The following is a 23,808-nucleotide window of genomic DNA, read 5'->3' as shown; positions in this document are numbered from 1 at the left end:
GATGAACGACGCAGAAGAACTCAACAAGCTGGCCGACCTGCATGCCCGTGGCGTGCTCAATGACGAGGAATTCGCCAAGGCCAAGGCCCGCGTACTCAGTGGCAACACCTCCGCGAGCCACGCCGGCACAGCCAGCCCCAATGTCGGCGCCGTCAATGGCCTGCGCCGTGCCCGCATCGACCGCTGGATCGGTGGCGTCTGCGGCGGCATCGCCCGCGCCACGGGGCTGGACTCCTGGGTCTGGCGCCTGATCTTCACGGTACTCTTCCTGGCCTTCGGCAGCGGCATACTCCTGTACGTCCTCCTGTGGATCTTCGTGCCGGAGGAATGAAGAGGCCCTTGGGCCGACGCCTCCAGTGACTGCCACGGAACCGGCTTTGCCGGGCCGTCGGCAGTGCCCCCTTGAGGGGGCGGCCGTCAGGCCGTAGGGGGTGGGATAAATACACCAGGAGACAGCCCGATGAAACAGCTCGCCGGCCTCGACGCCAGCTTCCTCTACCTGGAAACGCCGCAGATGCCGATGCATGTCGGCGCCCTGCACCTGCTGGAGCTGCCCGTCGGCTACGACGGTGACTACGTCGAAGACCTGCGCGAGCACATGCGGGCCCGCATGCCGCTGCTGCCAGCGCTGCGCCGCCGCCTCATCGCGATGCCGCTGGGCCTGTCCAACCCGGGCTGGGTGGATGCCGAACCCGATCTCGAGGAGCACATCGTCGAGATCCCGCTCCCTGAAGGCAGCGGCATGGCTGACCTGGAGGCGCAGGTCGGTGCCCTGCACCCCGTGCTGCTGGACCGCAGCCAGCCGCTGTGGAAGTTCCATGTCTTCACTGGCCTGGAGCCAGGCCCCGACGGCCAGCAGCATGTGGCCCTGTACACCCAGCTCCACCACGCCGCCGTGGACGGCCAGGCCGCCGTGGCGCTGGCTCAGGTCATCCTCGACCTGAGCCCGGAGCCGCGTGCCATCGACGCCATCGCCGCGCGCGGCAAAAAGCGCGGCCAGCTCGGCACCGTCGGCATGCTGCGCGCCGCCGTGTCGCAGCAGTGGAAGCAGACCGTCAAGCTGGCGCGCTCCCTGCCCAGCGCCGCCAACATCCTGGGCAACATGGCCATGGGCTATGCCGGAGGCGCCGCGGCCGGCGCCTCCATCGACAAGCTGCGCACGCTGCTGGGCGACGTTGCCGCCCAGACGACGGCGTTGGTGCGCGGCAAGACCGCAGTCTCCAGCCTGGGGCCGGCACCGCGCACGCGCTTCAACGTCAGCCTGTCGGACACGCGCTCTTTCTCGGGCGTGACCCTGCCGCTGGCCGAACTGCACCGCACGCGCAAGCGCCACCACGCCAGCGTCAATGACGCCGTGCTCTTCGTCATCGGCGGCGCGCTGCGGCGCTACTTCGCCAAGCATGGCCCGCTGCCGCGCAAGAGCCTGATCGCCGCCGTGCCCGTGTCCACACGCGCTGCCGGCGACACCACGTCCAACAACCAAGCCACCATGACCTTCATGAGCCTGGGCACGCACCTGAGCGACCCGAGCGAGCGCCTGGCCCATGTGATGGCCTCAAGCAAGGCCATGAAGGCGCAGATGAGCCAGCTCAAGAGCCTGATGCCGACCGACTTCCCCTCCCTGGGCATCCCATGGCTGATGCAGGCCGGCGCCATGCTCTACGGCCGCGCCAAGGTGGCCGAGAAGCTGCCCGTCGTCGCCAATGTCGTCATCTCCAACGTGCCCGGGCCACAGCTGCCGCTGTACCTGGCCGGCGCCAAGATGCTGACCAACTACCCCACGTCGATTGCCGTGCACGGCCTGGCACTGAACGTGACGGTGCAGACCTACAACCAGTCCCTGGACATCGGCCTGATGGCCTGCGGCGAGGCGCTGCCGGAGACGGCCGAGCTGTCGGCCTACGTCGAGGCGGCCTTCATGGAGTTCCAGGCGCTGCCGGTAGCGGAGGTTGTCGAGCCTGAGCCGGCGCCGGTGGTGAAGAAGGCGGCGGCGAAGAAGGTGCCGGCAAAGAAGCCGGTGGCGAAGAAGGTAGCGGCAAAGAAGGCTGCAGCGCCCGCCAAGCGGCGAGTGGCCAAGGCTGCCTGATCGCCGGTGGACGTCTCACTCTGGGATCTGCTGCTGTGGGGCTGCGTGGTGCTGGGCGGGGCGGCACTTGTCTGGTATGCGGCAAACGACGATAGCCACCTGGAACCCAAGCGCGAGCAGGCGCTGCAGAAGCGGCTGGCACGCTATCCCGCCAGCGCCCGCGCCGTCATCATCCGGGGGCAACCCGCGTCGAGCGCATGGTGGCGGCCATTGCTGAACGCCATGCTGGCGGTCGGCGTGCTCTATGGCCTCTTCTACGTCATGGAGCACGGGCTCATCTTCCTGTGCGGCCGCGTCGGCATGGCCGAAACCTTGCGTTGGACCCTGGCGTTTATCTTTCCCGGCGTGCCGGTCCTGGCTGCGCTGCCCGCCATGTTCGAAATCCTCCGGTCCATCCGGATACTGCGGGGTGGCTATGCACCCCCACTGGACTCGACGCTAGCGCGGGACGCCATCGCCGTCGCGGGCTGGCGCGCCAAGGTCAGAGGCGTCGCGGGCCTGGCATTCATGGCAGCGATCGTGTGCTTCACCGGCCATCTGGCCTACGACGCACGCCAAGCCTTCGAAGCTCCTGAGAAGATCACGCGCTTGACGGCCGAGTGTCCGACCCGCTATTCGTCGGAAGGCGGTTTCGCCCGATGAATGAGGCAGCCCTCCGATGCCAGGGCTGCGGCGCGGCGCTGCCATCCCCAGACGCCGTCTGTTCGCACTGCGAGGCCGAACTGACGGCCGAAACGCCGAACCCGCCTGGCAAATACATCTGCCCGCATTGCCACGAGCGCTTCGCAGCACCAGTTCGGGTGCTGTGGCCACCCAGGGTGGCATGGTGGCGCCCCACGACGTTCCGGCTGCAATGCCCCCATTGCGAAACGCAGCTCAGGGATCGCCGGGATCTCCCGTTCTTCGGCTGGATCTGGCTCGCAGTGGTCAGCTTGATGCTCCACATGGAGTCCTCGGGCTCGCACAAGGCATTCGTGCGGACGGGGATGGTGCTGATGCTCGCCTTCTGCGGTCGGCAGCTCTGGGCCGACTGGAAAGGCTCGCGCGACCCGCACCGTTTCATTGCGGGCGCCCGCCGGCTATGGCTTCGCCAGCTGAAGGACCTGACGCCGCCGCACCGCCCCCGCTCCGGGGATTCGCCCCAATAGCATCTCGGGCCGAGTCGCCAACGCGACACCCCAGCCCCGGGCAAGCACGCCCCGGAAACAGGCGACAGCTGGCTAACATCGCCGGGCCTGCCCGTTCCCCGCTTTCCGCATGCCCGCCTCCCGCTCGCCACGTTTCTCGCACTGGCACCAGACTTCTACCACCCCTCATCCCGACTGGTCCGACTTGCGCGCCCCCAACGCCTGGCTGCTGATGCTGGAGGGCCGCGCGCCCTGGGAGTACGCGGCCCTGCTGGCCACCATGCCGTGGATGAAGAAGCTGCCACATGGCGACGGCCATCCCGTGCTCGTCTTCCCCGGCCTGGGCGCGCATGACTTCACCACGGCACCATTGCGCGCCATGCTCGACTCGCTGGGCTACACCACGCAGGGTTGGGGCCAGGGCTTCAACTTCGGCCCGCGCGCCGGGGTGCTGGAAAAGACCAAGGCCGACCTGATCGAGTTGCACCGGCGGCATGGTCGCAAGGTCAGCCTGCTCGGCTGGAGCCTGGGCGGCATCTATGCCCGCGAGCTGGCCAAGGAATGCCCGGAGCTGGCGCGCTGCGTCGTCACGCTGGGCACGCCTTTCACCGGCCATCCGCGCGCGACCAACGCCTGGCGCTTCTTCGAGATGGTCAGCGGCCATGCCTCCAACGATCCGGAGCTGATGGCCCAGATCCGCAAGGCGCCGCCAGTGCCAACGACCTCCATCTACTCCAAGAGCGATGGCGTCGTCGCCTGGCGCTGCAGCGTCAACGAGCCCTCGCCGCTGGCCGAGAACATCGAAGTGCAGGCCAGCCACATCGGCCTGGGCGTGAACCCGATCGCGCTGTATGCGCTGGCAGACCGGCTGGCGCAGCCGGATGGGGATTGGCAGCCGTTTGAGCCCAAGGGGGCGAGGCGGTGGTTCTACAAGACGCCGGTGCGGCCGTAGAACGCCCAGCCACCCGTCGGGCACGCATCGTGCAGCATGCACGACGGTGCTCTTGTGTGCTGTTGACAACCCCACCATGCCCTGGACCTTCGCCCACCCCGCAGCCGTCCTGCCCCTGCGGTCTCTCTGCCCCCGCTGGCTCTCGTTTCCCGGCCTGATCCTGGGGGCCATGGCCCCCGACCTGAGCTACTACGTCGGCATGCACGGCCCCTGGCGCGCCTTCTGCCACACGCCGATGGGGGTCCTGACCGTCTGTCTGCCGGCCGGCCTGCTGTTGTTGGGCCTCATGCTGCGGTGGCCGCGCCCGCTGACCGTGCTGCTGCCCGAGCCTCACCGGTCGTTGGTGCGCGGTGAGCTACAGCCGCCGCCGCGAGCGGCCGTCGCGCGCTGGGCGGTCGCCGTGCTCTCCATCCTGCTCGGCGCGGCAACCCACCTGCTGTGGGACCTCTTCACCCACCCCGTGCGGCCACTCACCGACCTGCTGCCCTGGCTGGCCCAGCCGCTGCTGACCTTCCTGGGCCGGCCGCTGACGGTCGCCCGGCTGCTGCAGCACCTGAGCACCGTGGCCGGCGCGCTGGTCCTTGCCGTCGCCTACGCCCGGGTGGTGCGCCGGCAGCCCGACCGCACGGAAGCGCCGGACCCGCGGCGCGCCCGCGTGCTGTGGGCCTGCCTGGCGGTGGCGCTCGCGGTCGGCGCACAGTCCGCCTGGGCCCTTACGCCCGACACGCTGCCCGGCTACCCGATGCGCCGGCTGGTGCGCACGGTCGTCTGGAGCACCAGTTGCTTCGCCACGCTGTTCGTCATCGGCAGCGTCGCCTGGTGGCGCCGCCTGGGCGACGCCTGACCCTTGAACCCATATTCAACCCGCTCCCGCATCTCGCGGTAAGGTATCGCCCTTAACCCGGACCCCCGACCATGCAACACCACACCCTCGCCGCCGAAGACAAGGCCGCCAAGAAAGACGCCCCCGAGAAGATGGAAGAGCAGCTGCTCTTCAAGGGCCGCTTCGTGATGATCTTTGGCGAGATCGACGACAAGATGGCGCATGCCACCTGCCGCCGCCTGCTGGCGCTCTCGCAGGAATCCGACGCGCCGATCACGCTGCTGATCTCGTCGCCCGGCGGCCATGTGGAAAGTGGCGACGCGATTCACGACATGATCCGCTTCGTGCGCGCGCCGGTCACCATCGTCGGCACCGGCTGGGTGGCCAGCGCCGGCACCCACATCTACCTCGCCGTGCCCAAGGAGCGCCGCTTCGCGCTGCCCAACACGCGTTTCATGATCCACCAGCCCGCCGGCGGTGCCGGCGGCCAGGCGAGCGACATCGCCATCCAGGCCAAGGAGATCCTGCGCGCGCGTGAGCGCCTCGCCGCCACGATCTCGCGCGAGACCGGCCAGCCGCTGGAGCGCGTGCGCTCAGACATCGAGCGCGACTTCTGGATGAGCACCGAAGAGGCCATCGCCTACGGCCTGGTGTCGCGCGTCATCGAGCGCCAGGTAGACCTCGGCTGATCTGGACGTCGATGCAAGTCTCAGCAAACGGCGTCCGCATCGAGGTCGACATCCACGGCCCGGAGGGCGGCGAGCCCTTGCTGCTGATCATGGGCCTGGGCATGCAGCTCATCGCCTGGCCCGAGGGCTTTGTGGACGAGCTTGTGGCCCGCGGCTTTCGCGTCATCCGCTTCGACAACCGCGACGTCGGGCTGAGCCAGCCCTTCGATGAACTCGGCACGCCCAATATCCCGATGGCGGCCCTGCTGCACACGCTGCGGCTGCCAGTGAAGGCCCCCTACCAGCTCAGCGACCTGGCGCGCGACACCGTTGGTGTGATGGACGCACTGGGCATTGCCAAGGCCCATGTCTGCGGTGCGTCCATGGGCGGCATGGTGGCCCAGCATCTGGGTTTTTCGCATGGCCAGCGGCTGAAGAGCCTGACGCTGATGATGACGACCAGCGGCGACCGCAGCGTGCCCAAGGAGAGCCTGAAGGTGCGCCGTGCGCTGCTGTCGCGCCCGCGGCCGGCCACGACGCCGCAGCAGAAGTTCGAGAACGTCCTCGACCACTACGCCAGCCTCTACGGCATCATCGGCAGCCCCGGCTACCCGCCCGAACCCAGCCAGTTGCGCGAGCGCCTCGCGAGCGGCGTGAAGCGGGCCTTCCGGCCTCAGGCCGTCGCTCGCCAGATCGTGGCCGTCGCTGCGGACGGGCACCGCGCCGAGCGGCTGCCGCGCATCACGGTCCCCACCCTCATCGTCCACGGCGAGGACGATGCGCTGATCCCCGTCGCTGCGGCGCATGACCTAGCAAAGCGCGTTCCCAATGCGCGGCTGGAAACCATCCCCGGCTGGGGGCACGACCTGCCCGAAGCCCTGTGGCCGCGGCTGGCCGCTGAAATCGCGGCCAATGCGGCCCGGGCCTGACAGCCTCAGCCCGCGGCGGCACCGCCCAGCTGCTCGACCGCCTCATAGGCCCTGACCGCGGCATCGGCCTCGGCGGCGCGCGCGCTTTTCTCCGCCTGGGCGGCGGCCTTCTCGTCGGCCAGCTTGGCCTCGTAAGCCTGGCGTTCCATGGGGGAGACCGTGCCGTCCTCGTCGGTATCGGCCGGCTCGTACGTCTGGCTGGTGCTGGCGCTGGTACTGACCGCGGTCGTCTCGCCGCCGGCAGGTGCCGCACCGCCTGCGCCACCACCACTGGCATCCGCCGGCGGCGCCTTGGGCGCGCTGGTCTGGAGTTGCGGTGCAGTCACCTGGACGGCGCTGCCATCATCCAGCCGCGCCGGCTGGTCCTGGACGCTGGGCGCCGCCTGGGTGGCCTGAGTGGCAGTGCCGGCTCGCTTCGCGCCCTCTGCCGAGATATTGACGACTGCGGCCTGCTGATCGCCGCTGTCCAGCTCCTTGAGAGGCTGCTCGGTGCGGTCGACGGAGGCGCCGCCAGTCAGGGGACTGGCCGGGGTTTGGGTGTTGACGGCGGCGACCATGGGCAACTCCGGAGTAATCCAGCGATATCGGCAGGCCAGCGCAGAACTGAACTGGCTTTACGGCGCTTTCACTGGCCCGCCCGCTGCGGGTTGCCCAGCTCGGCGTTGAGCGCGACGGCTGCTTTCACCAGGGCCAATGCGGTCTCGCGATCAAACGGCGTGTCCTCTTGCAGCTCCAGCGTGCGCAGCTCGAACTTGCCGCCGCCGCGCATGCGGGGCTCCAGATGCAGCAACCGCTTGCCGCGCCAGAAGCCGAACAGCACGCGCTTGGGCTCGGCGCGGATCAGCAGCACCGGGCCGTTGCTGAAGTAGACGAGGTGGCCCCACTTGAGTTTTTCCTCAAGGCCCGGCGCGGCCTGCAGCACGGCGGCGCGCAGCGCCATCACTTGGGCCCGTTGCCAGCCACCGAGCGCGGCGACATAGCCGCCGGGGTCGGCGGCATCAACGATGTACATCTTCGCCATGCGTCAGCGCGCCTGCGCCTTGATCTCGACCGTCGTGCGCTGCTTGTCCTCGCCCTCGACGGTCAGCGTCAGCGGCACGGTCTCACCGGCCTTGATGGGCGCCTTCAGACCCATCAGCATGACGTGATAGCTGCCGGGCTTGAGCGCCACGGCCTGGCCGGCGGGCAACGGCAACGCGTCGACGGCGCGCATCTTCATGACACCGTCGTCCATCTTCATTTCGTGGATCTCCACGACGGCCGCCACCGGCGAGCTGGCCGCCACGACCTTGGCCGGCTTGGCCGACGTCAGCTGCATGAAGGCGCCGGTGGCCTTTTGTGGCGCGACGGTGGCGCGCACCCAGGGGTCGTCGATCTTCACGACAGGGCTTTGGGCCTGGGCGGCAAAGCTGGCGAGCAGGGCGAAGGCGAGCAGCAGAAGACGCATGGCGCATGACGAGAACGATGACAAGGTCCGCATTGTGCGCAGTCCTGCGGGTGCTGGCATGGTCGAGTCTTAGCTGGCGTACTTCTGGTACGTTTGCTGCCCGGCCAAGACCAATGCCGTCAGCTCCGCGACGCTCATGCAGTCGAAGGCATTGGGCTCGTCCATGATTGCGGGCGAGAAGCCCTGCTCTATCAGCAGCTTGTTCAGCACCAGGAAGGTGATGGTGCGGATATTGCCGTCGGTGAAGAGGTGCATCTGATCGAGGTCCTGACAGACGCGGATGATCGCCGTCAACTTGGCCTTGCGCTGGCTGACTGCGTCCGCAAGCTCGTTCGTCGCGCTGATGTCGGTGGCGTAACGGTCAATGACCTCCCTGGCCAGCTCGACCGCTTGCTCGCGCGATCGCGTCGGCCGGAGGCGGAACGCCGGCCGGCCGACCAATGACATTCCGTCGGCGCTCCGTTCGATCATCTTGTCCGGGTGCGCCATAAGCATCTGGCCGACCGGATCGTCAGGCCTGTGGCGGAACTTCGTGACGAGTTCGGCGTGGCCTTGCGGGCTCCAGTTTTCCATGTCGAGGCCAAAACCTTCACCCATCTTCGGATTCTTCCGGTAGTTCGCCTCCATCGGCTCTTCTGACCGCGTCAACACGCCGCCCACGGCGCTGTCATGGAAGCCAGACGGCGTCGACGCGGATCAACCCAGGACCTCACGCAGCCAGGCGGAACTGCGCGCATCCAGCGGCAGCTCAGCCTGCACCGTGGTGCTGCCGCGGCGGATCTCCACGGAGATGCGGCTCGGCACTTCTACCGATGCGGGCGGCAAGGCGAGCGGCACCGCTTGCGGCATGGGCAATTGAACGAACGCCGGCACCGCCGCCGCGTCCTTGTGTGCACTGCTCGGCACGCGCTCATCAGCCTCCCGAACCCAGCGACGCAGCATGTTGGCGTTGAGGCCGTTGGCCAGAGCCACCGCCGCCGTCGAGACGCCGGGCTGGCGCGCCAGCTCGACAACTCGAGTCTTGAACTCTGCCGAGTGCCGGCGCCAGCTGCGCCCGGTCGGTGTCGTCGGTTCCTCTGTGCTCAAGTCTGAAGTGCCCATATGTCCACGCATGTCGTCGTGGGCACAAGCATCCAGGTCCGTCTACCGGACATCAAGGTGACTTGGGCGGACGCATCGGTGAACCCATCCTGACGACGGCCTACACGGATCGGGGCATCACGTCGATAGCGTTCAAGGCGATGATTGCGGGGTAAGTTTGTAGCGAACGGAAGCCGCGCCGGAAGTAGCAGTCCCAGTAGCTTGTAGCCCTCTGTCTGGTGATCGCCATGAACTTTGGGTTTGCCCGCGCGAAGTCAGACAGGTTCTGAATGGTCGCCTGCCGGACTGCTTCGGCAATCACTTCGACGATTTCGATTACGTATTCGCCGAGGAGCTGGACTAAAAACGGAGCGGCCCATGGGAAGTCCGTCGAGATGAGTCGTCTCAAGCACTCCTCACGGATATATCCATTCCAGTGCCGCGTCCCGAGGCAGAGCGCGAGAGTACGAGTGTCGCCAGTGGCGTTCTCAATCAATGCCCGCAGGACTCTTGGCGAGCAATAGAGCCGGGCAGGAGCGGAGAACAACTCTCCCCGCACGGTGACTTGGAATCCCTGATGCGCCGGGGCAAGCTCCGAGGCGGTCATTGCATTCAGCAATGCCGACGCTGCAGGCTGAAGTGCAACGGGGAAGACGGGTTGGTATGTCATAAGCGCAGCCAGATTGAACTTCGTCGATCACCGACGATGACGCCTGACTGCGGGGGAATTTGCTCGGTGCAGGGGGCAATGCTACGCCAATCAATGGAGGAATCTCAGGCTTCGCGGGTGGACCATGGCCCTTCTCGCGTGAGTGGGCTTAGATCGCGCTGCCCTGCACGCCAGCGTCGAACCAGTGCGCACGCCTCGCGCAGGGGCTCGGCGCTGGAGACGGTTGACGAGACCAGCTTGCGTGGTACCAGCGCGGTGGCGCTAGTGTCGTCGTCGGGCAGCTCACTGCACGCGTCGAGCCAACCTTGTGCCTGCGCCTGCGCCAGGCACGTCAGCGTTCGCCGGGATGACGCAGCGCTATCCAGCCCTGCCGCTGAAGAGTTGGCATGAGATAGCCGGGCTAATCGAAAAGGGCCCAAAAAAGGTCCGCGCCAAGTTCCAGGGGCCGCGCAGAAGGCCGAGGACACATGCGTCACGATCAAGAGACGTCCACGTCCACACCACGCAAAGAATTCCAGGGAAGTAGCGCAAATACTTCTTCCACGAGTGAATCGCAAAGCGAGCCCCATGAGGGCTCGCCGTTTCCCCTTGTTAGCGCTTACGTTGTGCGCTCTACCTCGAACTAGCCTCGGCTGCTTGATGTCGGACAGATGAGCGAGTCACCCTGGCCTTTTAGAAAGTCGGCTCAGTCCGCAATCTCCCGCGCACGTATCCTGGATACGTCGCTGACGATCAACGGTACAACGGTCCACATTCCGATCAACGGGCACGTTACCTATTGGGGTGGGTTGTGCTCGTGGGGAATCACCAGCATCTCCTGCGCCAACGCCTGCGAATCGCTTTCAGGGGCCGCCAGTTCACGCAAAGCGTCATCTCTGCCCATCAGCCAGAGCGCCGTGGCGTACACACCCATGCTGACGCGGGGATCGGGTCTTGCTGTCCGCTTCGAGCTCCATTCCGAAGAGTCTGAATCGCCGCATGGGCATTGAAAAGTACGTCAGCCTTGCGGAGGCCTGGAGTCAGTAGGTACTTGGCAGGCGGCCTTTGCTGACCCTCAACGCTGTAGGGTCTGTGGCGACCAGCGAAGCCAACCAGCCGGTTCGCCTCCGTACGGATGGGTATGACTACGCGGCCATCGAAGAAGTAGTCCCTGAATTGCTCGCGAAGATCCAGGGATCCTTGCAGCCTGCTCTTAACTTCGTTCCGCAGGGTGACGAGTAGGCCGAGCGACAGTAGCTCATCAATCAGCTCGCGTTGTCTGCCGAATCTCTCACCCTGCAGCGATCTAACGAGTGCAAATCCAGGCGGCAGGAGTCGGATGACGTTAGTGCCCTTGTCCAGGCTAACGCAATAGTCGCCCATCGCCCAATCAAGACGGGGAGGGCTTGACGGCAGCTGTCCACGTGTACTATCGTACTGATACACGTAGGCAGTTAACGATGGATCCCACCCATTTCGTCCACATCAACACCGGCTCGCCCGAGCCCATCTACCGCCAGCTCATCGAGCAGGTGAAGCGGCGCGTCGCCGCCGGGCAGCTCAAGGCGGGCGACGAGATCCCGTCGGTCCGCGAGCTGGCCCAGGCCTTGGCCGTGCACCCCATGACCATCTCTAAGGCCTATTCCCTGCTGGAGTCCGATGGCGTGCTGGAGCGCCGCCGCGGCCTGTCCATGGTCGTGGCGGCCCAGCACCAGAAGGCGCAACCCACCGCCGACCGCGTCGAGCTGCTGCGGCCGACGCTGGAGAAGGCGGCCGCCGAAGCGCGGCAGCTGGAGTTGCCCAAGACCCAGACCCTGCAGCTGTTCAAAACCATCCTCGACGAGACGCAAGCATGACTGCCTCCTCCGCCCACTTTCCCCACTCCGACACTGCCACCGCCGAGCTCGCTGGCATCAACCTCGCCTACCCCAAGGGCGAGGCCGTGCTGAAGGCGCTGGACTGGACGCTGCAGCCGGGCCAGGTCGTCGGCCTGCTGGGCCGCAACGGCTGCGGCAAGACGACGCTGCTGGAGACACTGCTGGGCCTGCGTGAACCGCAGCAGGGCCGCGTGCAGCTGTTCGGTCAGGACGCCGCGCGGCTGGATGACGCGGCGCGCGCCCGCATCGGCTACGTGCCCCAGCACAGCGACCTGTTCGAGAGCTTCACCCCGGCCCAGCTGCTGGCCTACTTCAAGAGCTTCTACCCGCGCTGGAACGAGTCCCGGGTCGAGGGCCTGCTGTCGCGCTGGGACATCGCCCGCGACAGGCCCATCCGCAAGCTCAGTGGCGGCCAGCAGCAGCGCCTGTCCATCATCCGTGCGCTGGCCCACGAGCCCGACCTGCTGGTGCTGGACGAGCCGGTCGCCAGCCTGGACCCGGTCGGCCGGCGCGACTTCCTGCGCGAGCTGGTCGAGCAGGTGCTGGACCGCGGCACGACGGTGGTGTTCTCCACCCACATCCTGTCCGACCTGGAACGCGTCGCCTTCAATCTCGCCTTCCTGAGCGGCGGCCGCATCGCCCTGCAAGCGCCGCTGGACGAGCTGCTGGAGCAGGTGCGCGCCTTCACGGGCACCGTCACCGAACTTGCCTCGCTGTTCGCCCGGCTGGGTGCCGAGCCGCTCAAGCGCACGCCGCTGGAGGCCGGCCGCGAACGCGTGCTGGCGCGGCTGCCGGCCGGCGTCGGTGCGCCAGCGGACGCTCAGGCCGTCAATCTCGAAGACCTGTTCGCGGAGCTGACCTGATGAACACCGCCTCCTACAACCAGTTGCTGCTCGCCTTCTGGCGCGAGCGTGACCGCGATGCGCCCTGGGGCCGGCACGCGCTGTTCGGCATCACGGTGCTGGGCCTTGCGCTGGGCCTCTACCTGGTTCCGCAGATGGCGCAGCTGCTGCTCGCCGCCTCGGCAGCGTTGACGTTGATGTCGCTGTGGATGGCCGTCGTCGGCAGCCTGTTGCGGCAGAACCATCCTCATGCCGCGCGCTTCGTGCCCGGGCATCTGCGCCGGATGGTGGCGTCCGCGGTGGCGGCCTGGGGTCTGCTGTCGCTGGCCAGCGCCGTGCTGCTGTGGCTGTGCCTGCCGTCGCTGCCCTCTCTGCCCGTGCTGCTGCTCGGTGCCGCGGCCTTGCTGGCCTTCCTCGGTTGGGCGCTGCGCGAATGGCAGCTGTGGCTGCTGGTCTCCATCGGGCCGGTGCTGTTCTTCGGTGCCGGCCTGGACCGCAAGCTGGCACCCTTGGGCGCGGCGCTGCGCGAGCTTTGGTTCGCCCAGCCGCTGCCGGTGCTGGCGCTCAGCCTGCTGGCTCTGGGCTGGTCCGTCGCGCGGCTGTTCGGCAGCGGCGATGCGGCCCATCGCGACGCCTATGCCCGCTTCGACCGGATGCGTCGCGCCGCCGAAGACAGCATGCGCGGCAAATACGCCGGCACGGCCGCCTTCGGCCGTGTGGGCGAATGGATGGGCCGGCCTTTCGAGCTCGCCGTGTCCGGCTGGCAGCACCATGCCGTCACGCGCGCCGAACCGACGCTGAAGAGCGTCATGCGCCGCGCCGAGATCGTGCTGCATGGCCGGCAGCACTGGCTCTACCAAGGCTTGGGCACCCTGCTGGCGTTGGGCATTGCTGTGTTGAGTTTCACGCTGGCCTTTGCGCTGGCCGGCCAGGGCCTGCAGGACAACTGGACCAAGGGCGCCTACGGCATGGCCATCGGCCTGGCGAGCATGGGCTTCAATCCCAGTTTCGGCCTGCCCAGCATGCTGTGGCACAGCCGCCGCGAGCAGGCGCTGATGCGGCTGCTGCCCGGCATGCCCCAGGGCGCAACGCTGAACCGCGCGGTGGCCTGGATGCAGCTGCGCCATGCCCTGTGCGCGTTCGCATTGACGACCGCCGGCCTCGCCTGGCTGGCCTGGGCTGCCGGCGAACCGGCGCTGGTGTCCTTTGCCTTCGGCGCCCTGCCGCTGTGCACAGGCTGGGTGTTGCGCGCACCCACGCGCATCAAAGCGCCCACGGCGGGGGCGACCTTCATGCCGGTGCTTGCCTTCATCCTGATGGGCTGGGGCATGTACACGCTGAACCAAGTGCTGCACACGCCGCTGGCCATGCTGGCGGGCCTGAGCATCGCAGTGAGCGCCGCCCTGGGTGCCTGGCGCTGGCGCGCGCTGACGATCGCGCCGACGGCCCTGCCTGCCGGCCGGCAGGCTTAAGCAAGCCCGCCGCAAGCTTCAAAAACCGCTCATCGCGGGTCTCGCGCCGCTTGCCGGGCGTGGCCTGCGGGTCGTGAACTGCGGCACGTACAAAACACGGCTTACATCCGCACACTGCGTCCCATGCAGTCGGCAAACCCGTCGAAAGGCGGGGACGCAAAGCCACCGGTCTTCCTGCTCTGAAGAGAGCAAAAGACAGCGGGGCCGCCCTAGGCGAACAAGGTCATGTCCGCAGCGTGGCACACGGGGTGGTGCCGGCTACTGCCCAGTAGCCCCACCCTTTGCATCAACCCGAAAGACCACGCCATGAAATTCCAAGCCACCGCCTTCGCTTCCCTCGCGTTCTTCGCCCAGGCCAGCTTCGCCGCCGACCCGACCGCCCAACTCACCGGGCTCGTGCGCATCGTCAAGAGCGACGGCAAGACCGTCATCGCCCAGGCCGCGCCGATGCTGGTCGCCGCCAACGGCACCGCCACCAGCGCCATGCCCCAGATCACTGTCAGCGAGAAGGACGCCTTCATCTCCAGCCTGGGACGCTGCGCCTTCAACTTCAAGTACGACGAGGTCAGTGCCACGGCCGTGGCCACCAGCACCAACCGCCTCTACAGCATCGACACGCTGATTGCGCAGAACACGCTGATCGCACTTACGCCCAAGGTCGTCAAGACGATCTGGACCCAGCCCTATCTCTTCGCTGGCGCGAACAACGTGAAGGTCGTCGTCAATGTCGACGGCGTGCCGAGCACGGGTTGGGTGCGGATCAACGTGACCGGCACCTGCGGCAAGCCCGCCGCCGCCCCCGCGCCGGCGCCCGCGCGCCCTGCACCGGCCCCTTCCCCCGCACCCGCGCCGCTCACCTACATCCAACCCGGCTCCGGCGACTGGAACAACCTGAACAACGCCTGGGGTTACAGCAACTACGCGGTGACCCAGCTCAAGGGCAAGGGCTACGCGAAGTACGACGAGGTCGTGCGGCTGAACGCCGCCCTCACCAGCGCCATCAACACCAAGAAGATCTCGACGGGCGACTACGCGTCGCTGATGGCAGCGTGGAACGCGCTGCAGGCCGACGCCGCCTTCAAGGCCGCGATGGCGGCCATCGTGCCGACGGCCGGAAAGAAGTAAGGCGAGCGGCTACTGCTGGATTTCGGGCTCGGCGAGCTGGGCCAGCAGGGTCAACGACTCCTGCCAGCCCAGGTAGCAGGCCTCGGCCGGGATCACGGCCGGGATGCCTTCCTGCTTGATGTGCACCTCGGTGCCGCAGAACACGGCGCGCAGCTCGACGGTCGTCGTCATCTCGCCCGGCAGGTTGGGGTCGTCGAAGGCCGCCGTGTAGCGCAGCTTCTGGCCGGGCACCAGCTCCAGGTAGCGGCCGCCGAAGCTGTGGCCGCCACCGGTCGTGAAGTTGGTGAACGACATCTTGTACGTGCCGCCCACTTTCGGGTCCATCTCGTGAACGGTGCCGGTGAAGCCATGCGGCGGAAGCCACTTGGTCATGGCAGCCGGCGTCGTGAAGGCGCGGTAGACGCGGTCGGGCGGGCAGCGCAGCACGCGGTGCAGGGTGACGGTGTTGGTCATGGTCAGTTCCGTGGTTGGACAGAGGATGGCCCTCTGTCATGACGACGATCAGAGCCCGACCGGATCGACAACGCCAACCCGGAAAAAACCCTAGATCGGCAACTCGGTGAAATAACGGCCGCCGTGGAAGATCAGCGGCTGAGCGCCGAGCCGGGACGAGCAGCGCTCGACCTCGCCGACGAAGATGACATGGTCGCCCTCCTCGTAACGGCTGCGGTTGGCGCATTCGAAGACGGCAGCAGCCCCTTCCAGCACCGGCGCGCCACCCGCGCCTTCGTGCCAGGCCACGCCTGCGAAGCGATCGATGTCGCGCGTCGCGAAGCGCTGCGCCAGCTCCTTCTGGTCGGCCGCGAGGATGTTGATCGCATAGTGCGAGCCGCGCGAGAACACCGGCATGGAGCCGGCACGCCGCGCCAGGCTCCATAGCACCAGGGGCGGGTCCAGCGACACGGAGTTGAATGAGTTGGCCGTCAGGCCCACGAGGCTGCCATCCGCCGAGCGCACGGTGACGATGGTCACGCCGGTGGCGAACATGCCGAGGGCGGCGCGGAATTGCTGGCTGTCCATGCTTTGATTGTCGCCAGTCCCGCGTCATCGTCCTACGAAAGCCGCCATCGCCGCCCAAGCACAATGTCGGCATGGATGCCGACGACTTCCAGGTCCGCGACGACCTGCAGTTCACTGACCCGCCGACGCGCATGTTCGGCGACTGCACCGATTGCGCCGCCGGCCGCTGTGCGCCCCCGGCTCAGCGCGGCCGCCGCCTGTTCACCGGGCTGCTGGCCGCCACCGGCGCCGCCGCGTTCATGCCCGCCTGGGCGCGCGAAGGCGTGGAGGTCGGGCCCAAGAGCAAGTTCACCGGCTTTGTGTCAGCCGACCAGCTGGAACAGGCCGGTGGTCAGCAATACGCGCTGATGATGCGCGAGGCCAGCCAGCAGCGTGCCCTGGCTCCCATGGAGCACCCGCAAGCCCAGAGGCTGCGCTACATCGCCCAGCGCATCATTCCCTTCAGCTACGAATGGAACGATCGCGCCCGGCAGTGGAAGTGGGAAGTCAACCTGCTGGCCAGCACGCAGCTGAACGCCTTCTGCATGCCGGGCGGCAAGATCGCGTTCTTCTACGGCATCCTCGACAAGCTCAAGCTGGAAGACGACGAGGTTGCCGCCATCATGGGCCATGAGGTGGCGCACGCACTGCGCGAACATGCCCGCGAGCGCGTCGGCAAGTCGGCCGTCACCAATGGCATTGTCGAACTCGGCTCGGCCCTGCTGGGCCTGGGCAATATCGGTCGTGGCCTGGCCGGCATGGGGGCCCAGCTGGTGAACCTGCGCTTCAGCCGCGACGACGAAAGCGAGGCCGACCTCGTCGGCATCGAGCTGTCTGCGCGTGCGGGCTATGACCCCGCCGCCGCCGTGCGCCTGTGGGAAAAGATGATGACGGCCAACAAGGGCGCGCCGCCGCAGTGGCTGTCCACCCACCCCGCCAGCACGACGCGCATCCGCGACATCCAGGCCAACCTGCCCAAGGTCGAGGGTCTCTACAAGCGTGCGGCCAAGCCGGACCAGCGCTTCCCGGTCGCGCCGCCCCTGCAGGTACGGTCGCGTTAGCGAGCTACCAGCGCGCCGGCAGGTTCTTCAGGCGCGCATATTCGCCCGCAGCCACGCGACGCAGATAGCCGCCGAGTTCCAGGTCCTTGACGAGCTTGGACACCATCTCGCGCGAACAGCCCAGGCGCTGGGCCATGCCCTGGTGGGTGAGCGCCAGGTGGCGGCCATCGCCGGTGGTCTCGTCGACGAGGTTCTTGAGCCGGCCGTAGACGTCGTTGAGCGCCAGCTGCTTGGTCGACAGCGTTGCGGCGCGGGCGCGGCGGATGACCTTGGTCAGCAGCTCGAAGGCGAATTCGGGATGCTCGCTGATGTGGGTCAGCAGGCTGGCCCGCGTGACCATGACCAGGCGGCTGCCTTCTTCGGTAATGACGCTGGCCGAGCGCGGCCCGCCGTCCAGGCTCATCTCGCCGACGTATTCGCCAGCGCCGTAGACGCCATAGGTGATCTCGCGGCCGCGCGCGTCGCTGCTGAAGGCGCGCAGCGAGCCGGACAGGATCAGGTAGAGGTTGTCGCCGACCGAGCCCTCCTCGATCAGCACGATGCCCTTGCGATAGCTGCGCGCAATGCCGCGCGCGGCCAACAACCGCAGCGAGGGCGGCAGGGCCAGGAGTTCGTTGTCGAGCGTGTCGTCAGGCATCCGGCGGCGCCCTGAGCATTTGGCTCCGGAGCGCGCCGGAATGTTAGCCCCTCGTCCAAGGAGCTACCTTGGCCGGCCTTGCAGGCCGCGCAGCCGACAAAGCGGCTGCTCTTTGGCAGGCACGACAAGTCCACAGGACTTGCCATGTCCGGCCTCAGCCCCCTGGGGGACGGCGATGCTTGCGGCATTGAGCCGCAAGCACATCGCCCGAGGGCCGGCTAGGTGAACTGGAGTCGGACACAGGCAGTCCCTGCGGACTGCTTGTGCCTACGGAAGGCCATGGGCCTCTGGCCCATGGCAGGCCCGGCGCTCGGCCCGCGCGTTCGCCGCCTTCAATTGACCAGCTTGGCCGGCCGCAGCGACGAAACAAGCGGCGGCAGCAGCGCCAACTGCCGCATCAGCTCGCCGATGCTGTCCGCGCCGCTCTTGGCGCGGATGCTCTGGATCTGGCTGCGCACCGTCGAGATGGCCACGCCCTGGCGCTGTGCAACCTCTGTCGGCTTGACGCCGTTGGACAGCGCCTTCAGCACCTCGGTCTCGGCCGGCGTCAGCTGGTAGCGCAGCGCGAACCACTGCGCGGCCAGGTCGCCGCAGAGCTGGCGGCGCTCCAGGATCAGCAGCACGGCCGCCTGGTTGACATCGCGGTTCAGCGGCACGACGACGACATTGGCGCGGCCACATTCGGCGCGATCGTCACCCAGGCGTAGCAGGCAGCGCCGGCCACTGGCCTCGGCGCCCTCCAGCGCCTCCGCCAGAGGCACCGCGTCGGTCAGCAGGCGGGCACGCAGATGCTGGCCGACGAGCTCCAGCGGGTGGTTGTCATCCAGCGACGCTCGCGCCGCGAGATTGCTGTGAAGCACACGGCCCGCGCCGTTCAGGAGCACGACGCCATGGTCGAGCTCCTCCAGCACAAGGCCCATCCATTGGTTGGAAAGCGAGGCCGCCTGACGGCGCTCGCGAGGACGGGAGCCCGGGACCTGGCCCGGCTGCACAAACTCGGACATCCACATCGAAGGTCTCCTCGGCCCACCCCATGCGAGCCCTCATCAAAGCGTAGGAGAGCACGTTTCGCTTCGGGCGTAAATGTTGCTGGATGTGTTTGTGAACGAATTACCTCCGACCGCCGTTCAAACGACATCGGCAACATAGGGATTGCTGCGGCGCTCTTTTCCGATGCTGCTTTCCGGCCCATGGCCCGGGATGAATACGGTTTCATCACCCATCGGCCATAGGCGCTGGCGGATGGCATCGATCAATTGCTGATGATTGCCGCCAGGGAAGTCGGTGCGGCCAATGCCGCCAGCGAACAGCACATCGCCCACAAAGGCGCGCTGCGCGGAGGCCGAGTGGAAGACGACATGGCCCGGAGTGTGGCCGGGGCAGTGGCGCACGGCCAGGGTCTCCTCGCCGATCTGCACCGTGTCACCGTCGTCCAGCCAGCGGTCAGGCTTGAAACCTTCCACCGGCGGGAAGCCAAACATCTTGCTTTGCTGCGCCAGGCCGTCGATCCAGAACTGGTCGCCGGGGTGGGGGCCGATGATGGGCAGGCCCTGTTCGCGGGCCAGCTGGCCAGTGCCGCCGGCATGGTCGATGTGCGCGTGGGTGAGCCAGATGGCCTTCAGGTTCAGCCCGCGCTCCCGCACCGCTGTGAGCAGCCGGGGCAGCTCGCCACCGGGGTCGATGATGGCGGCGTCTTTCGTGACGTCGCACCAGACGAGAGAGCAGTTCTGCTGAAAGGGTGTGACGGGAATGGTCAGGTATCGCAGGGCCATCGGTGTTGGAAGCAGCCAGCCAAGTTTGCATCTTGGCTGCCAATGTATCGACCCAGCGCAGCGGAAGCTGGCTTGCCGGCCGCGCCACCGGGGCTAGTGCTCGCGGTCGCTCGGTGACCGACCCAGGCCAAACATCAGAACGCCGCCGAGCAACGCGGTGATCAGCGACGCCATGCCCGATCCGAACAAGGGATGGTGCCCCCACAGGGCCAGATCATGGTGTTTGAGGGCATGGCCGAACGACAGGCCCAGGAAGGCCAGGCCGACGAGCGCGGCGAACAGCAGCAGCGATACGAAAGCGTGTTGAGCATTCATGTGACTTCCTCAGACTGCAACTTCGAATGGCAGTTTTAGCCAATGCACCGAAGGTTGGCGAGGCCCAGTTTGAGTGGGGCGTCATCAAGCATGAGGAGTTCGACACGCTTGCAGCATCCAAAACACTGTGTAAATCAACAGTATCATGCCGGTCGCCGTTGCCAGGTGTGAGGTGCACGCCAAGGCGTTTAACCCGGCGGCCTTTGAGGGTCGCCGGGCTTTTTTGGCATCGCGGGGTCGCCAGACAATCCCCGCCATGCCACGCCGACAGCGCCGCGATCACCACCACGTCTACGTCGTGCTGCTGTCTGAACGCGTCTGGAATGAGCCGGCTTTCCGCAAGGCCAACCCCGGCCACGACATCGTCAAGCCCTGCCTGTATGTCGGCATGACGGGCCTGGACCCGGACCTGCGCTTTGACAGGCACATGGCCGGCGTGCAGGCCAACCGTTTCGTCCTGAAGTACGGCGTGCGCCTGATGCCCGAGCTCTACGAGTTCTACAACCCGATGCCTTACGACGCGGCGCGCGACATGGAAGTGGAACTGGCCATCGGCCTGCGTGAGGCGGGCTATGCGGTGTGGCAGGCGTAGCCGGGAAAAAGCGTCGGCTCAGTCCCTGAGGCCGCGTGCCCAGATGCGGTCGGCGGCTTCGAACATCGTGCGGCCATCGAGCATGGCCGGGTCGCGGACGAGGGCCAACCAATCCAGCGTGTCATGGTGGCTGCCGGGAACCAGGTCGGCCGACCGTTCGGCCACCAGCCAGGCGTGCAGCTTCGTGTAGAGCGCGGAGTGGTGGGTCTGTGCCCAGGCCAGGCCGACGAGATCGCCATAGGCTTCCTCACGGCGCGTCGAGCGCATGTTCAGCCAAGCCTGCTGCAGATCAGGCGCCAACCCATCCGGAGCCTTCGTGGCGACGAAACCGGCCGGCAAGCCATGCCAGGCACCATCAAGATAGCGGCGGCAATGGCCCAGCTCATGGGCGGCCATCAGTTCCAGGGCCGGGCCGCGCAGCTCAGGGTCGATGGCGTCGATCTGGCGCTGTCCCTCGGGGTTGCCGCGCATCGACAGCACCAGCTTGCAGCGGCCATCGACAAAGCCCAGCGCCAATGGCGCCATGCCGGGCTCGGCCTGGGGCTGCACGACGATGTCCAGCGGCAGCGCAAGCACCTGGCGGGCGTGGGTGACGACAGGCGTGATGCCCTGCAGCCAGCGCATTTCCAAGGCGGTCAGGTCGGCGGCGTGAGCGGTCTGAGACAGCGCGACACACACAAAAGCAAAGGTGGAAAACAGACGTCTCAGCACGGCAGACACTCCTTGAGAGCATCTTCGGCGGGGAGGCCTCGCGCCTTGACGGCGCGGTACCGCGCATCCGTGAACTATGCGGACCAAAGCTGGGCTAAGGTGTATCCATGAAGACCATGCGCGACCTGATGACGCCACCGGCCCACATCCAGGGCCGCGTCGAGACCATCATCGTGCGCGGGGCACCGCGCGACCGAGCCCGCCGCATCGATCAGACGACGGCGCTGGCCGGCATCGGCCTGTCGGACGACCGCCTCGGCCAGCGCGGCGAGGCCGAGCTGTCGACGCGCCAGGTCACGCTGATCCAGCAGGAGCACCTGCCGCTGATCGCGGCATTTGCACGCAGCGGGCTGATCGACCCGGTCGACCTGCGTCGCAACCTCGTCATCTCCGGCATCAACCTGTTGACGCTGAAGAACGCCAAGGTGCGCGTCGGCGAGGCGCTGATCGAGATCGTCGGCCCCTGCGCGCCCTGCTCGCGCATGGAGGAGGTCATCGGCCCGGGCGGCTATACCGCGATGCGCGGCCATGGCGGCATGACGGCGCGCATCGTCGAGGGCGGAGCCATCCGTGTGGGTGACGCAGTGAGCGTCAGTTGATGCGGCTGCGGGCGCGCTCGACGGCTCTCTGAGCACTGGTCGTCGCACTGAGCTGGTCGCGCAGAAAGTCGGCCAGCCGCGGCTGCTGGCTGAAGGCGGCGTTGAAACGGATGTGCGGGTCGCGGGCGCCGTCCGCCGCGAAGGTGGCGCCGCGCACCAGCAGGATGCCGGCGCGAAAGGCCTCCTTCACGACGTGGTCCACGTCGACGCCTGCGGGCAGCGTGCCCCACAGGAACAGGCCGCCCTCGCCCGGGTGCTCCAGCAGCACGCCGGCCTGGCGCAGCTGCTGCGTGGCCGCGGCGCGGGCTGCGGCCAGGCGCTGCTGCAGGCGGTCCAGGTGCTTGCGCCAGCGGCCGGCGGCCAGCACTTCCAGCAGCACGTATTCGTTGAGCGCCGCCGTCGTCAGCACCGAGATGATCTTCTCGCGCATCAGCGCCTTCAACAGCGCCGGCTCGGCCGCCATATAACCCAGGCGCAGCGCCGGGCTCATGGCCTTGCAGAAGCTGGAGTAATAGATGACGCGCTCCAGGCCCGAGAGCTGGGCCAGGCGCGTCGGTGCGCCCGGGTGGAAATGGCCCTGCACATCATCCTCGGCAATGAGGAAGTCGTGGCGCTGCGCCAGCATCAGCACGCGGTGCAGATTGGCCGCCGTGCTGCCCCAGCCGGTGGGGTTGTGCAGCACGCTCTGGATGAACAGCAGGCGCGGGCGGTGGCGGGTGCAGGCGGCGTCAAGCGCGTCGAGGTCGATGCCATCAGGCCGGCGCGGCACGGGGACGATGGTCACGCCGGCCTGGCGCAGGCGGTCGAAGAGCAGGAAGTAGCCCGGCGTCTCGACGGCGACCGTGTCGCCCGGGCGCAGGAAGGCGCGGCAGATCAGGTCGATGGCCTGGGTGCCGCCATAGGTCGTCAGGATGCGGCCGGCGTCCACGGCCACGCCCTGGCTGCGCAGCAGCATCGCGATGCGCTCGCGCAGCATCGGCAGGCCTTGCGGCGGGCAGCGCGAGGCCATGCCGGCCGTGGCACGCGCCAGGCCACGCTGCACGGCGGCGGCGGGGATGGCGTCTTCCAGCCAGGTGGCCGGCAGGGCGCCGCTGCTGGCCAGCAGCACGCCGGCCTTCTGGTCGTTGGCCTGCTGGGCCAGCCAGACGGCCTCCTGCTCCTCGCCGGCTTCCACGCGCGCCGCCTGAGTCAAAAGGTCAGGCATGGCGTCCGCCGGGCCCTCGGCGACGAAGAAGCCGGCCGTGCCGCGCGAGTCGATGAGGCTGGCAGCGACGAGGCGGTCGTACGCGACGACGACGGTGTTGGGGCTGACGCCCAGCCGCTGCGCGAGCTGGCGGATGGAGTTCAGCCGCGCGCCGGGCGGCAGCTGGGCGCTATGGATCAGTGCATGCAGGCGCTGCTCGATCTGGTCGGCCAGCGGCGTGGGGGAGTCGCGGTCCAGCGAGAACATCAGCGCAGCAGCATCAAGGCCAACACAACCAGGGAGGTGGCCATGATGACATTGAAGGCACGCCGCCGCGCCGGGCTGGACAGGAAGCGCGAGATGCCGACGCCGAACAGCGCCCACATCGACACGCAGGGAAAACCGATGAGGGCGCCCGCGAAGCTGACGAACAAGGCGCCGCTGACGATGCTCCACTGCGACGGCATGAAGACCGACGCCACCGTCACCGCGCGGATCCAGCTCTTGGGGTTCACCGCCTGGAACAGCGCGGCCTGCGCGAACCCCACCCGTTCCGGCGGCCGGCCATTGGCAGCGGGCGCCACGGCCAGCTTCCAGGCCAGCACCAGCAGGTAGAGGGTGCCGGCCAGCTTCAACATTTCGTGCAGCACCGGCCAGGCCGTGAAGACGGCACCCAGGCCCGCACAGGTCGCGAAGGTCAGCACGGCCACGCCGGTGTTGGTGCCCAGGATGGCCGGCAGCGTGCGCCGGTAGCCGTAGTGGGCGCCGTTGGCCACCAGCATCATGTTGTTGGGGCCAGGGGTGCTGGACATCAGCAGGCAGTAGGTGGCGAAGGGCAGTATCTCGTTCATGGGGCCATTGC

At 67.6% G+C, this 23,808-nt stretch carries 31 protein-coding genes and 1 riboswitch; of the genes, 15 read left to right on the top strand and 16 right to left on the bottom strand.

From position 1 onward, the window contains the following. Nucleotide 1 precedes the first annotated feature (1 nt). The 8 genes from ASC95_RS11470 to ASC95_RS11435 all read left to right on the top strand — a co-directional run bounded on the left by ASC95_RS11470 (nt 2) and on the right by ASC95_RS11435 (nt 6,585). On the top strand, nt 2-331 hold the full coding sequence (locus ASC95_RS11470; RefSeq protein ID WP_057297828.1) for a PspC domain-containing protein: 330 nt from the start codon (nt 2-4) through the stop codon (nt 329-331). 129 nt (nt 332-460) lie between these two features. After that, complete coding sequence (locus ASC95_RS11465) at nt 461-2,086, top strand: wax ester/triacylglycerol synthase family O-acyltransferase (RefSeq protein WP_057297827.1); 1,626 nt, start codon at nt 461-463, stop codon at nt 2,084-2,086. A 6-nt stretch (nt 2,087-2,092) separates the two neighbouring features. Then, a complete protein-coding gene (locus ASC95_RS11460; protein ID WP_057297826.1) occupies nt 2,093-2,728 on the top strand; it encodes a hypothetical protein in 636 nt (211 codons plus the stop codon). Beyond that, nucleotides 2,725-3,234, top strand: a complete 510-nt coding sequence (locus ASC95_RS30590) for a hypothetical protein (RefSeq protein ID WP_157256185.1) — start codon at nt 2,725-2,727, stop codon at nt 3,232-3,234. Before ASC95_RS11460 ends, ASC95_RS30590 begins: the two co-directional genes overlap by 4 nt. Nucleotides 3,235-3,418: 184 nt before the next feature. Further along, nucleotides 3,419-4,165, top strand: coding sequence for a triacylglycerol lipase (locus tag ASC95_RS11450; protein ID WP_235537898.1), 747 nt, complete (start codon nt 3,419-3,421; stop codon nt 4,163-4,165). Continuing rightward, on the top strand, nt 4,065-5,009 hold the full coding sequence (locus ASC95_RS11445; RefSeq protein WP_082567712.1) for a DUF4184 family protein: 945 nt from the start codon (nt 4,065-4,067) through the stop codon (nt 5,007-5,009). Before ASC95_RS11450 ends, ASC95_RS11445 begins: the two co-directional genes overlap by 101 nt. 71 nt (nt 5,010-5,080) lie before the next feature. Then, nucleotides 5,081-5,677, top strand: a complete 597-nt coding sequence (locus ASC95_RS11440; RefSeq protein ID WP_057297823.1) for an ATP-dependent Clp protease proteolytic subunit — start codon at nt 5,081-5,083, stop codon at nt 5,675-5,677. An 11-nt stretch (nt 5,678-5,688) separates the two neighbouring features. Further along, entirely contained in the window at nt 5,689-6,585 is an 897-nt protein-coding gene (locus ASC95_RS11435) for an alpha/beta fold hydrolase (RefSeq protein ID WP_057297822.1), read from the top strand. A 5-nt stretch (nt 6,586-6,590) separates the two neighbouring features. Here the strand turns inward: ASC95_RS11435 and ASC95_RS11430 are convergent, their stop codons facing one another. The 7 genes from ASC95_RS11430 to ASC95_RS32490 all read right to left on the bottom strand — a co-directional run bounded on the left by ASC95_RS11430 (nt 6,591) and on the right by ASC95_RS32490 (nt 11,144). Further along, entirely contained in the window at nt 6,591-7,142 is a 552-nt protein-coding gene (locus ASC95_RS11430) for a hypothetical protein (RefSeq protein ID WP_057297821.1), read from the bottom strand. 68 nt (nt 7,143-7,210) lie between these two features. Next, nucleotides 7,211-7,597 (bottom strand): DUF1801 domain-containing protein, encoded by a 387-nt coding sequence (locus ASC95_RS11425; protein WP_200960139.1) that lies wholly within the window; start codon nt 7,595-7,597, stop codon nt 7,211-7,213. A gap of 12 nt (nt 7,598-7,609) precedes the next feature. After that, nucleotides 7,610-8,032 carry a copper chaperone PCu(A)C gene (locus ASC95_RS11420; protein WP_057297819.1) on the bottom strand — a complete coding sequence of 141 codons (423 nt, stop codon included), beginning with the start codon at nt 8,030-8,032 and terminating at the stop codon, nt 7,610-7,612. Between the two features lie 69 nt (nt 8,033-8,101). Further along, entirely contained in the window at nt 8,102-8,659 is a 558-nt protein-coding gene (locus ASC95_RS11415; RefSeq protein ID WP_157256182.1) for a hypothetical protein, read from the bottom strand. Between the two features lie 69 nt (nt 8,660-8,728). After that, the gene (locus ASC95_RS11410; RefSeq protein WP_235537897.1) at nt 8,729-9,118 is read right to left on the bottom strand and encodes a transposase; all 390 of its coding nucleotides are present in this window, start codon (nt 9,116-9,118) and stop codon (nt 8,729-8,731) included. A gap of 115 nt (nt 9,119-9,233) precedes the next feature. Beyond that, entirely contained in the window at nt 9,234-9,782 is a 549-nt protein-coding gene (locus ASC95_RS11405) for a hypothetical protein (protein ID WP_157256179.1), read from the bottom strand. Between the two features lie 882 nt (nt 9,783-10,664). Further along, nucleotides 10,665-11,144, bottom strand: a complete 480-nt coding sequence (locus tag ASC95_RS32490) for a hypothetical protein (protein WP_082567710.1) — start codon at nt 11,142-11,144, stop codon at nt 10,665-10,667. Between the two features lie 77 nt (nt 11,145-11,221). Here ASC95_RS32490 and ASC95_RS11400 point away from each other — a divergent pair, with 77 nt between their 5' ends. The 4 genes from ASC95_RS11400 (at nt 11,222) to ASC95_RS32350 (ending at nt 15,077) form a co-directional block, all read left to right on the top strand. Then, nucleotides 11,222-11,617 carry a GntR family transcriptional regulator gene (locus tag ASC95_RS11400; RefSeq protein ID WP_057297815.1) on the top strand — a complete coding sequence of 132 codons (396 nt, stop codon included), beginning with the start codon at nt 11,222-11,224 and terminating at the stop codon, nt 11,615-11,617. Beyond that, complete coding sequence (locus tag ASC95_RS32355) at nt 11,614-12,501, top strand: ABC transporter ATP-binding protein (RefSeq protein WP_057297814.1); 888 nt, start codon at nt 11,614-11,616, stop codon at nt 12,499-12,501. Before ASC95_RS11400 ends, ASC95_RS32355 begins: the two co-directional genes overlap by 4 nt. Continuing rightward, entirely contained in the window at nt 12,501-13,952 is a 1,452-nt protein-coding gene (locus ASC95_RS11390) for a hypothetical protein (RefSeq protein ID WP_057297813.1), read from the top strand. The genes ASC95_RS32355 and ASC95_RS11390 overlap by 1 nt, the downstream gene beginning before the upstream one ends. A gap of 121 nt (nt 13,953-14,073) precedes the next feature. After that, nucleotides 14,074-14,164, top strand: a riboswitch (cyclic di-GMP riboswitch). 94 nt (nt 14,165-14,258) lie between these two features. Continuing rightward, nucleotides 14,259-15,077, top strand: a complete 819-nt coding sequence (locus ASC95_RS32350; RefSeq protein ID WP_057297812.1) for a hypothetical protein — start codon at nt 14,259-14,261, stop codon at nt 15,075-15,077. A gap of 9 nt (nt 15,078-15,086) precedes the next feature. Here the strand turns inward: ASC95_RS32350 and ASC95_RS11380 are convergent, their stop codons facing one another. Both ASC95_RS11380 and ASC95_RS11375 read right to left on the bottom strand, forming a co-directional pair. Next, on the bottom strand, nt 15,087-15,530 hold the full coding sequence (locus tag ASC95_RS11380) for an SRPBCC family protein (protein WP_057297811.1): 444 nt from the start codon (nt 15,528-15,530) through the stop codon (nt 15,087-15,089). Between the two features lie 90 nt (nt 15,531-15,620). Next, nucleotides 15,621-16,097: a flavin reductase family protein gene (locus ASC95_RS11375; protein WP_057297810.1), complete on the bottom strand. Its 477-nt coding sequence runs from the start codon at nt 16,095-16,097 to the stop codon at nt 15,621-15,623. Between the two features lie 131 nt (nt 16,098-16,228). Between ASC95_RS11375 and ASC95_RS11370 the strand changes: the two genes are divergently transcribed. Then, nucleotides 16,229-17,137: a M48 family metallopeptidase gene (locus ASC95_RS11370; protein WP_057298346.1), complete on the top strand. Its 909-nt coding sequence runs from the start codon at nt 16,229-16,231 to the stop codon at nt 17,135-17,137. Between the two features lie 4 nt (nt 17,138-17,141). On the opposite strand, the gene ASC95_RS11365 is transcribed toward ASC95_RS11370, so the two are convergent. From ASC95_RS11365 to ASC95_RS11350, 4 genes are all read right to left on the bottom strand, one after another. Continuing rightward, nucleotides 17,142-17,774: a Crp/Fnr family transcriptional regulator gene (locus tag ASC95_RS11365; RefSeq protein ID WP_057297809.1), complete on the bottom strand. Its 633-nt coding sequence runs from the start codon at nt 17,772-17,774 to the stop codon at nt 17,142-17,144. Between the two features lie 332 nt (nt 17,775-18,106). Continuing rightward, nucleotides 18,107-18,778, bottom strand: coding sequence for a LuxR C-terminal-related transcriptional regulator (locus tag ASC95_RS11360; protein ID WP_162250759.1), 672 nt, complete (start codon nt 18,776-18,778; stop codon nt 18,107-18,109). A gap of 123 nt (nt 18,779-18,901) precedes the next feature. Next, nucleotides 18,902-19,546 (bottom strand): MBL fold metallo-hydrolase, encoded by a 645-nt coding sequence (locus ASC95_RS11355; protein WP_057297807.1) that lies wholly within the window; start codon nt 19,544-19,546, stop codon nt 18,902-18,904. Nucleotides 19,547-19,639: 93 nt separating this feature from the next. Continuing rightward, on the bottom strand, nt 19,640-19,861 hold the full coding sequence (locus ASC95_RS11350; RefSeq protein WP_057297806.1) for a hypothetical protein: 222 nt from the start codon (nt 19,859-19,861) through the stop codon (nt 19,640-19,642). Nucleotides 19,862-20,117: 256 nt separating this feature from the next. Between ASC95_RS11350 and ASC95_RS11345 the strand changes: the two genes are divergently transcribed. Continuing rightward, nucleotides 20,118-20,453: a hypothetical protein gene (locus tag ASC95_RS11345; protein ID WP_056191582.1), complete on the top strand. Its 336-nt coding sequence runs from the start codon at nt 20,118-20,120 to the stop codon at nt 20,451-20,453. Nucleotides 20,454-20,471: 18 nt separating this feature from the next. Here ASC95_RS11345 and ASC95_RS11340 read toward each other — a convergent pair whose 3' ends face one another. Next, entirely contained in the window at nt 20,472-21,164 is a 693-nt protein-coding gene (locus ASC95_RS11340) for a hypothetical protein (protein WP_235537894.1), read from the bottom strand. A 107-nt stretch (nt 21,165-21,271) separates the two neighbouring features. Here ASC95_RS11340 and ASC95_RS11335 point away from each other — a divergent pair, with 107 nt between their 5' ends. Beyond that, a complete protein-coding gene (locus ASC95_RS11335) occupies nt 21,272-21,763 on the top strand; it encodes an MOSC domain-containing protein (protein ID WP_057297804.1) in 492 nt (163 codons plus the stop codon). Here the strand turns inward: ASC95_RS11335 and ASC95_RS11330 are convergent. After that, entirely contained in the window at nt 21,756-23,213 is a 1,458-nt protein-coding gene (locus ASC95_RS11330; RefSeq protein WP_057297803.1) for a PLP-dependent aminotransferase family protein, read from the bottom strand. The genes ASC95_RS11335 and ASC95_RS11330 overlap by 8 nt on opposite strands. After that, nucleotides 23,213-23,797: a LysE family translocator gene (locus tag ASC95_RS11325; RefSeq protein ID WP_057297802.1), complete on the bottom strand. Its 585-nt coding sequence runs from the start codon at nt 23,795-23,797 to the stop codon at nt 23,213-23,215. Before ASC95_RS11325 ends, ASC95_RS11330 begins: the two co-directional genes overlap by 1 nt. Nucleotides 23,798-23,808: the final 11 nt, after the last annotated feature.

This window comes from Pelomonas sp. Root1217 (assembly GCF_001425705.1).
Taxonomy (GTDB): domain Bacteria; phylum Pseudomonadota; class Gammaproteobacteria; order Burkholderiales; family Burkholderiaceae_C; genus Pelomonas.
This window is presented reverse-complemented; position numbering and strand designations above follow the sequence as displayed.

What these genes read in the sequence shown, in the direction of transcription:
- ASC95_RS11470 (WP_057297828.1), top strand. Translation starts at nt 2, where the DNA reads ATGAACGACGCAGAAGAACTCAACAAGCTGGCCGACCTGCATGCCCGT.
- ASC95_RS11465 (WP_057297827.1), top strand. Translation starts at nt 461, where the DNA reads ATGAAACAGCTCGCCGGCCTCGACGCCAGCTTCCTCTACCTGGAAACG.
- ASC95_RS30590 (WP_157256185.1), top strand. Translation starts at nt 2,725, where the DNA reads ATGAATGAGGCAGCCCTCCGATGCCAGGGCTGCGGCGCGGCGCTGCCA.
- ASC95_RS11445 (WP_082567712.1), top strand. Translation starts at nt 4,065, where the DNA reads ATGCGCTGGCAGACCGGCTGGCGCAGCCGGATGGGGATTGGCAGCCGT.
- ASC95_RS11440 (WP_057297823.1), top strand. Translation starts at nt 5,081, where the DNA reads ATGCAACACCACACCCTCGCCGCCGAAGACAAGGCCGCCAAGAAAGAC.
- ASC95_RS11435 (WP_057297822.1), top strand. Translation starts at nt 5,689, where the DNA reads ATGCAAGTCTCAGCAAACGGCGTCCGCATCGAGGTCGACATCCACGGC.
- ASC95_RS11430 (WP_057297821.1), bottom strand. Translation starts at nt 7,142, where the DNA reads ATGGTCGCCGCCGTCAACACCCAAACCCCGGCCAGTCCCCTGACTGGC.
- ASC95_RS11425 (WP_200960139.1), bottom strand. Translation starts at nt 7,597, where the DNA reads ATGTACATCGTTGATGCCGCCGACCCCGGCGGCTATGTCGCCGCGCTC.
- ASC95_RS11420 (WP_057297819.1), bottom strand. Translation starts at nt 8,032, where the DNA reads ATGCGTCTTCTGCTGCTCGCCTTCGCCCTGCTCGCCAGCTTTGCCGCC.
- ASC95_RS11415 (WP_157256182.1), bottom strand. Translation starts at nt 8,659, where the DNA reads ATGGAGGCGAACTACCGGAAGAATCCGAAGATGGGTGAAGGTTTTGGC.
- ASC95_RS11405 (WP_157256179.1), bottom strand. Translation starts at nt 9,782, where the DNA reads ATGACATACCAACCCGTCTTCCCCGTTGCACTTCAGCCTGCAGCGTCG.
- ASC95_RS32490 (WP_082567710.1), bottom strand. Translation starts at nt 11,144, where the DNA reads ATGGGCGACTATTGCGTTAGCCTGGACAAGGGCACTAACGTCATCCGA.
- ASC95_RS11400 (WP_057297815.1), top strand. Translation starts at nt 11,222, where the DNA reads ATGGATCCCACCCATTTCGTCCACATCAACACCGGCTCGCCCGAGCCC.
- ASC95_RS32355 (WP_057297814.1), top strand. Translation starts at nt 11,614, where the DNA reads ATGACTGCCTCCTCCGCCCACTTTCCCCACTCCGACACTGCCACCGCC.
- ASC95_RS11390 (WP_057297813.1), top strand. Translation starts at nt 12,501, where the DNA reads ATGAACACCGCCTCCTACAACCAGTTGCTGCTCGCCTTCTGGCGCGAG.
- ASC95_RS32350 (WP_057297812.1), top strand. Translation starts at nt 14,259, where the DNA reads ATGAAATTCCAAGCCACCGCCTTCGCTTCCCTCGCGTTCTTCGCCCAG.
- ASC95_RS11380 (WP_057297811.1), bottom strand. Translation starts at nt 15,530, where the DNA reads ATGACCAACACCGTCACCCTGCACCGCGTGCTGCGCTGCCCGCCCGAC.
- ASC95_RS11375 (WP_057297810.1), bottom strand. Translation starts at nt 16,097, where the DNA reads ATGGACAGCCAGCAATTCCGCGCCGCCCTCGGCATGTTCGCCACCGGC.
- ASC95_RS11370 (WP_057298346.1), top strand. Translation starts at nt 16,229, where the DNA reads ATGTTCGGCGACTGCACCGATTGCGCCGCCGGCCGCTGTGCGCCCCCG.
- ASC95_RS11365 (WP_057297809.1), bottom strand. Translation starts at nt 17,774, where the DNA reads ATGCCTGACGACACGCTCGACAACGAACTCCTGGCCCTGCCGCCCTCG.
- ASC95_RS11360 (WP_162250759.1), bottom strand. Translation starts at nt 18,778, where the DNA reads ATGTCCGAGTTTGTGCAGCCGGGCCAGGTCCCGGGCTCCCGTCCTCGC.
- ASC95_RS11355 (WP_057297807.1), bottom strand. Translation starts at nt 19,546, where the DNA reads ATGGCCCTGCGATACCTGACCATTCCCGTCACACCCTTTCAGCAGAAC.
- ASC95_RS11350 (WP_057297806.1), bottom strand. Translation starts at nt 19,861, where the DNA reads ATGAATGCTCAACACGCTTTCGTATCGCTGCTGCTGTTCGCCGCGCTC.
- ASC95_RS11345 (WP_056191582.1), top strand. Translation starts at nt 20,118, where the DNA reads ATGCCACGCCGACAGCGCCGCGATCACCACCACGTCTACGTCGTGCTG.
- ASC95_RS11335 (WP_057297804.1), top strand. Translation starts at nt 21,272, where the DNA reads ATGAAGACCATGCGCGACCTGATGACGCCACCGGCCCACATCCAGGGC.
- ASC95_RS11330 (WP_057297803.1), bottom strand. Translation starts at nt 23,213, where the DNA reads ATGTTCTCGCTGGACCGCGACTCCCCCACGCCGCTGGCCGACCAGATC.
- ASC95_RS11325 (WP_057297802.1), bottom strand. Translation starts at nt 23,797, where the DNA reads ATGAACGAGATACTGCCCTTCGCCACCTACTGCCTGCTGATGTCCAGC.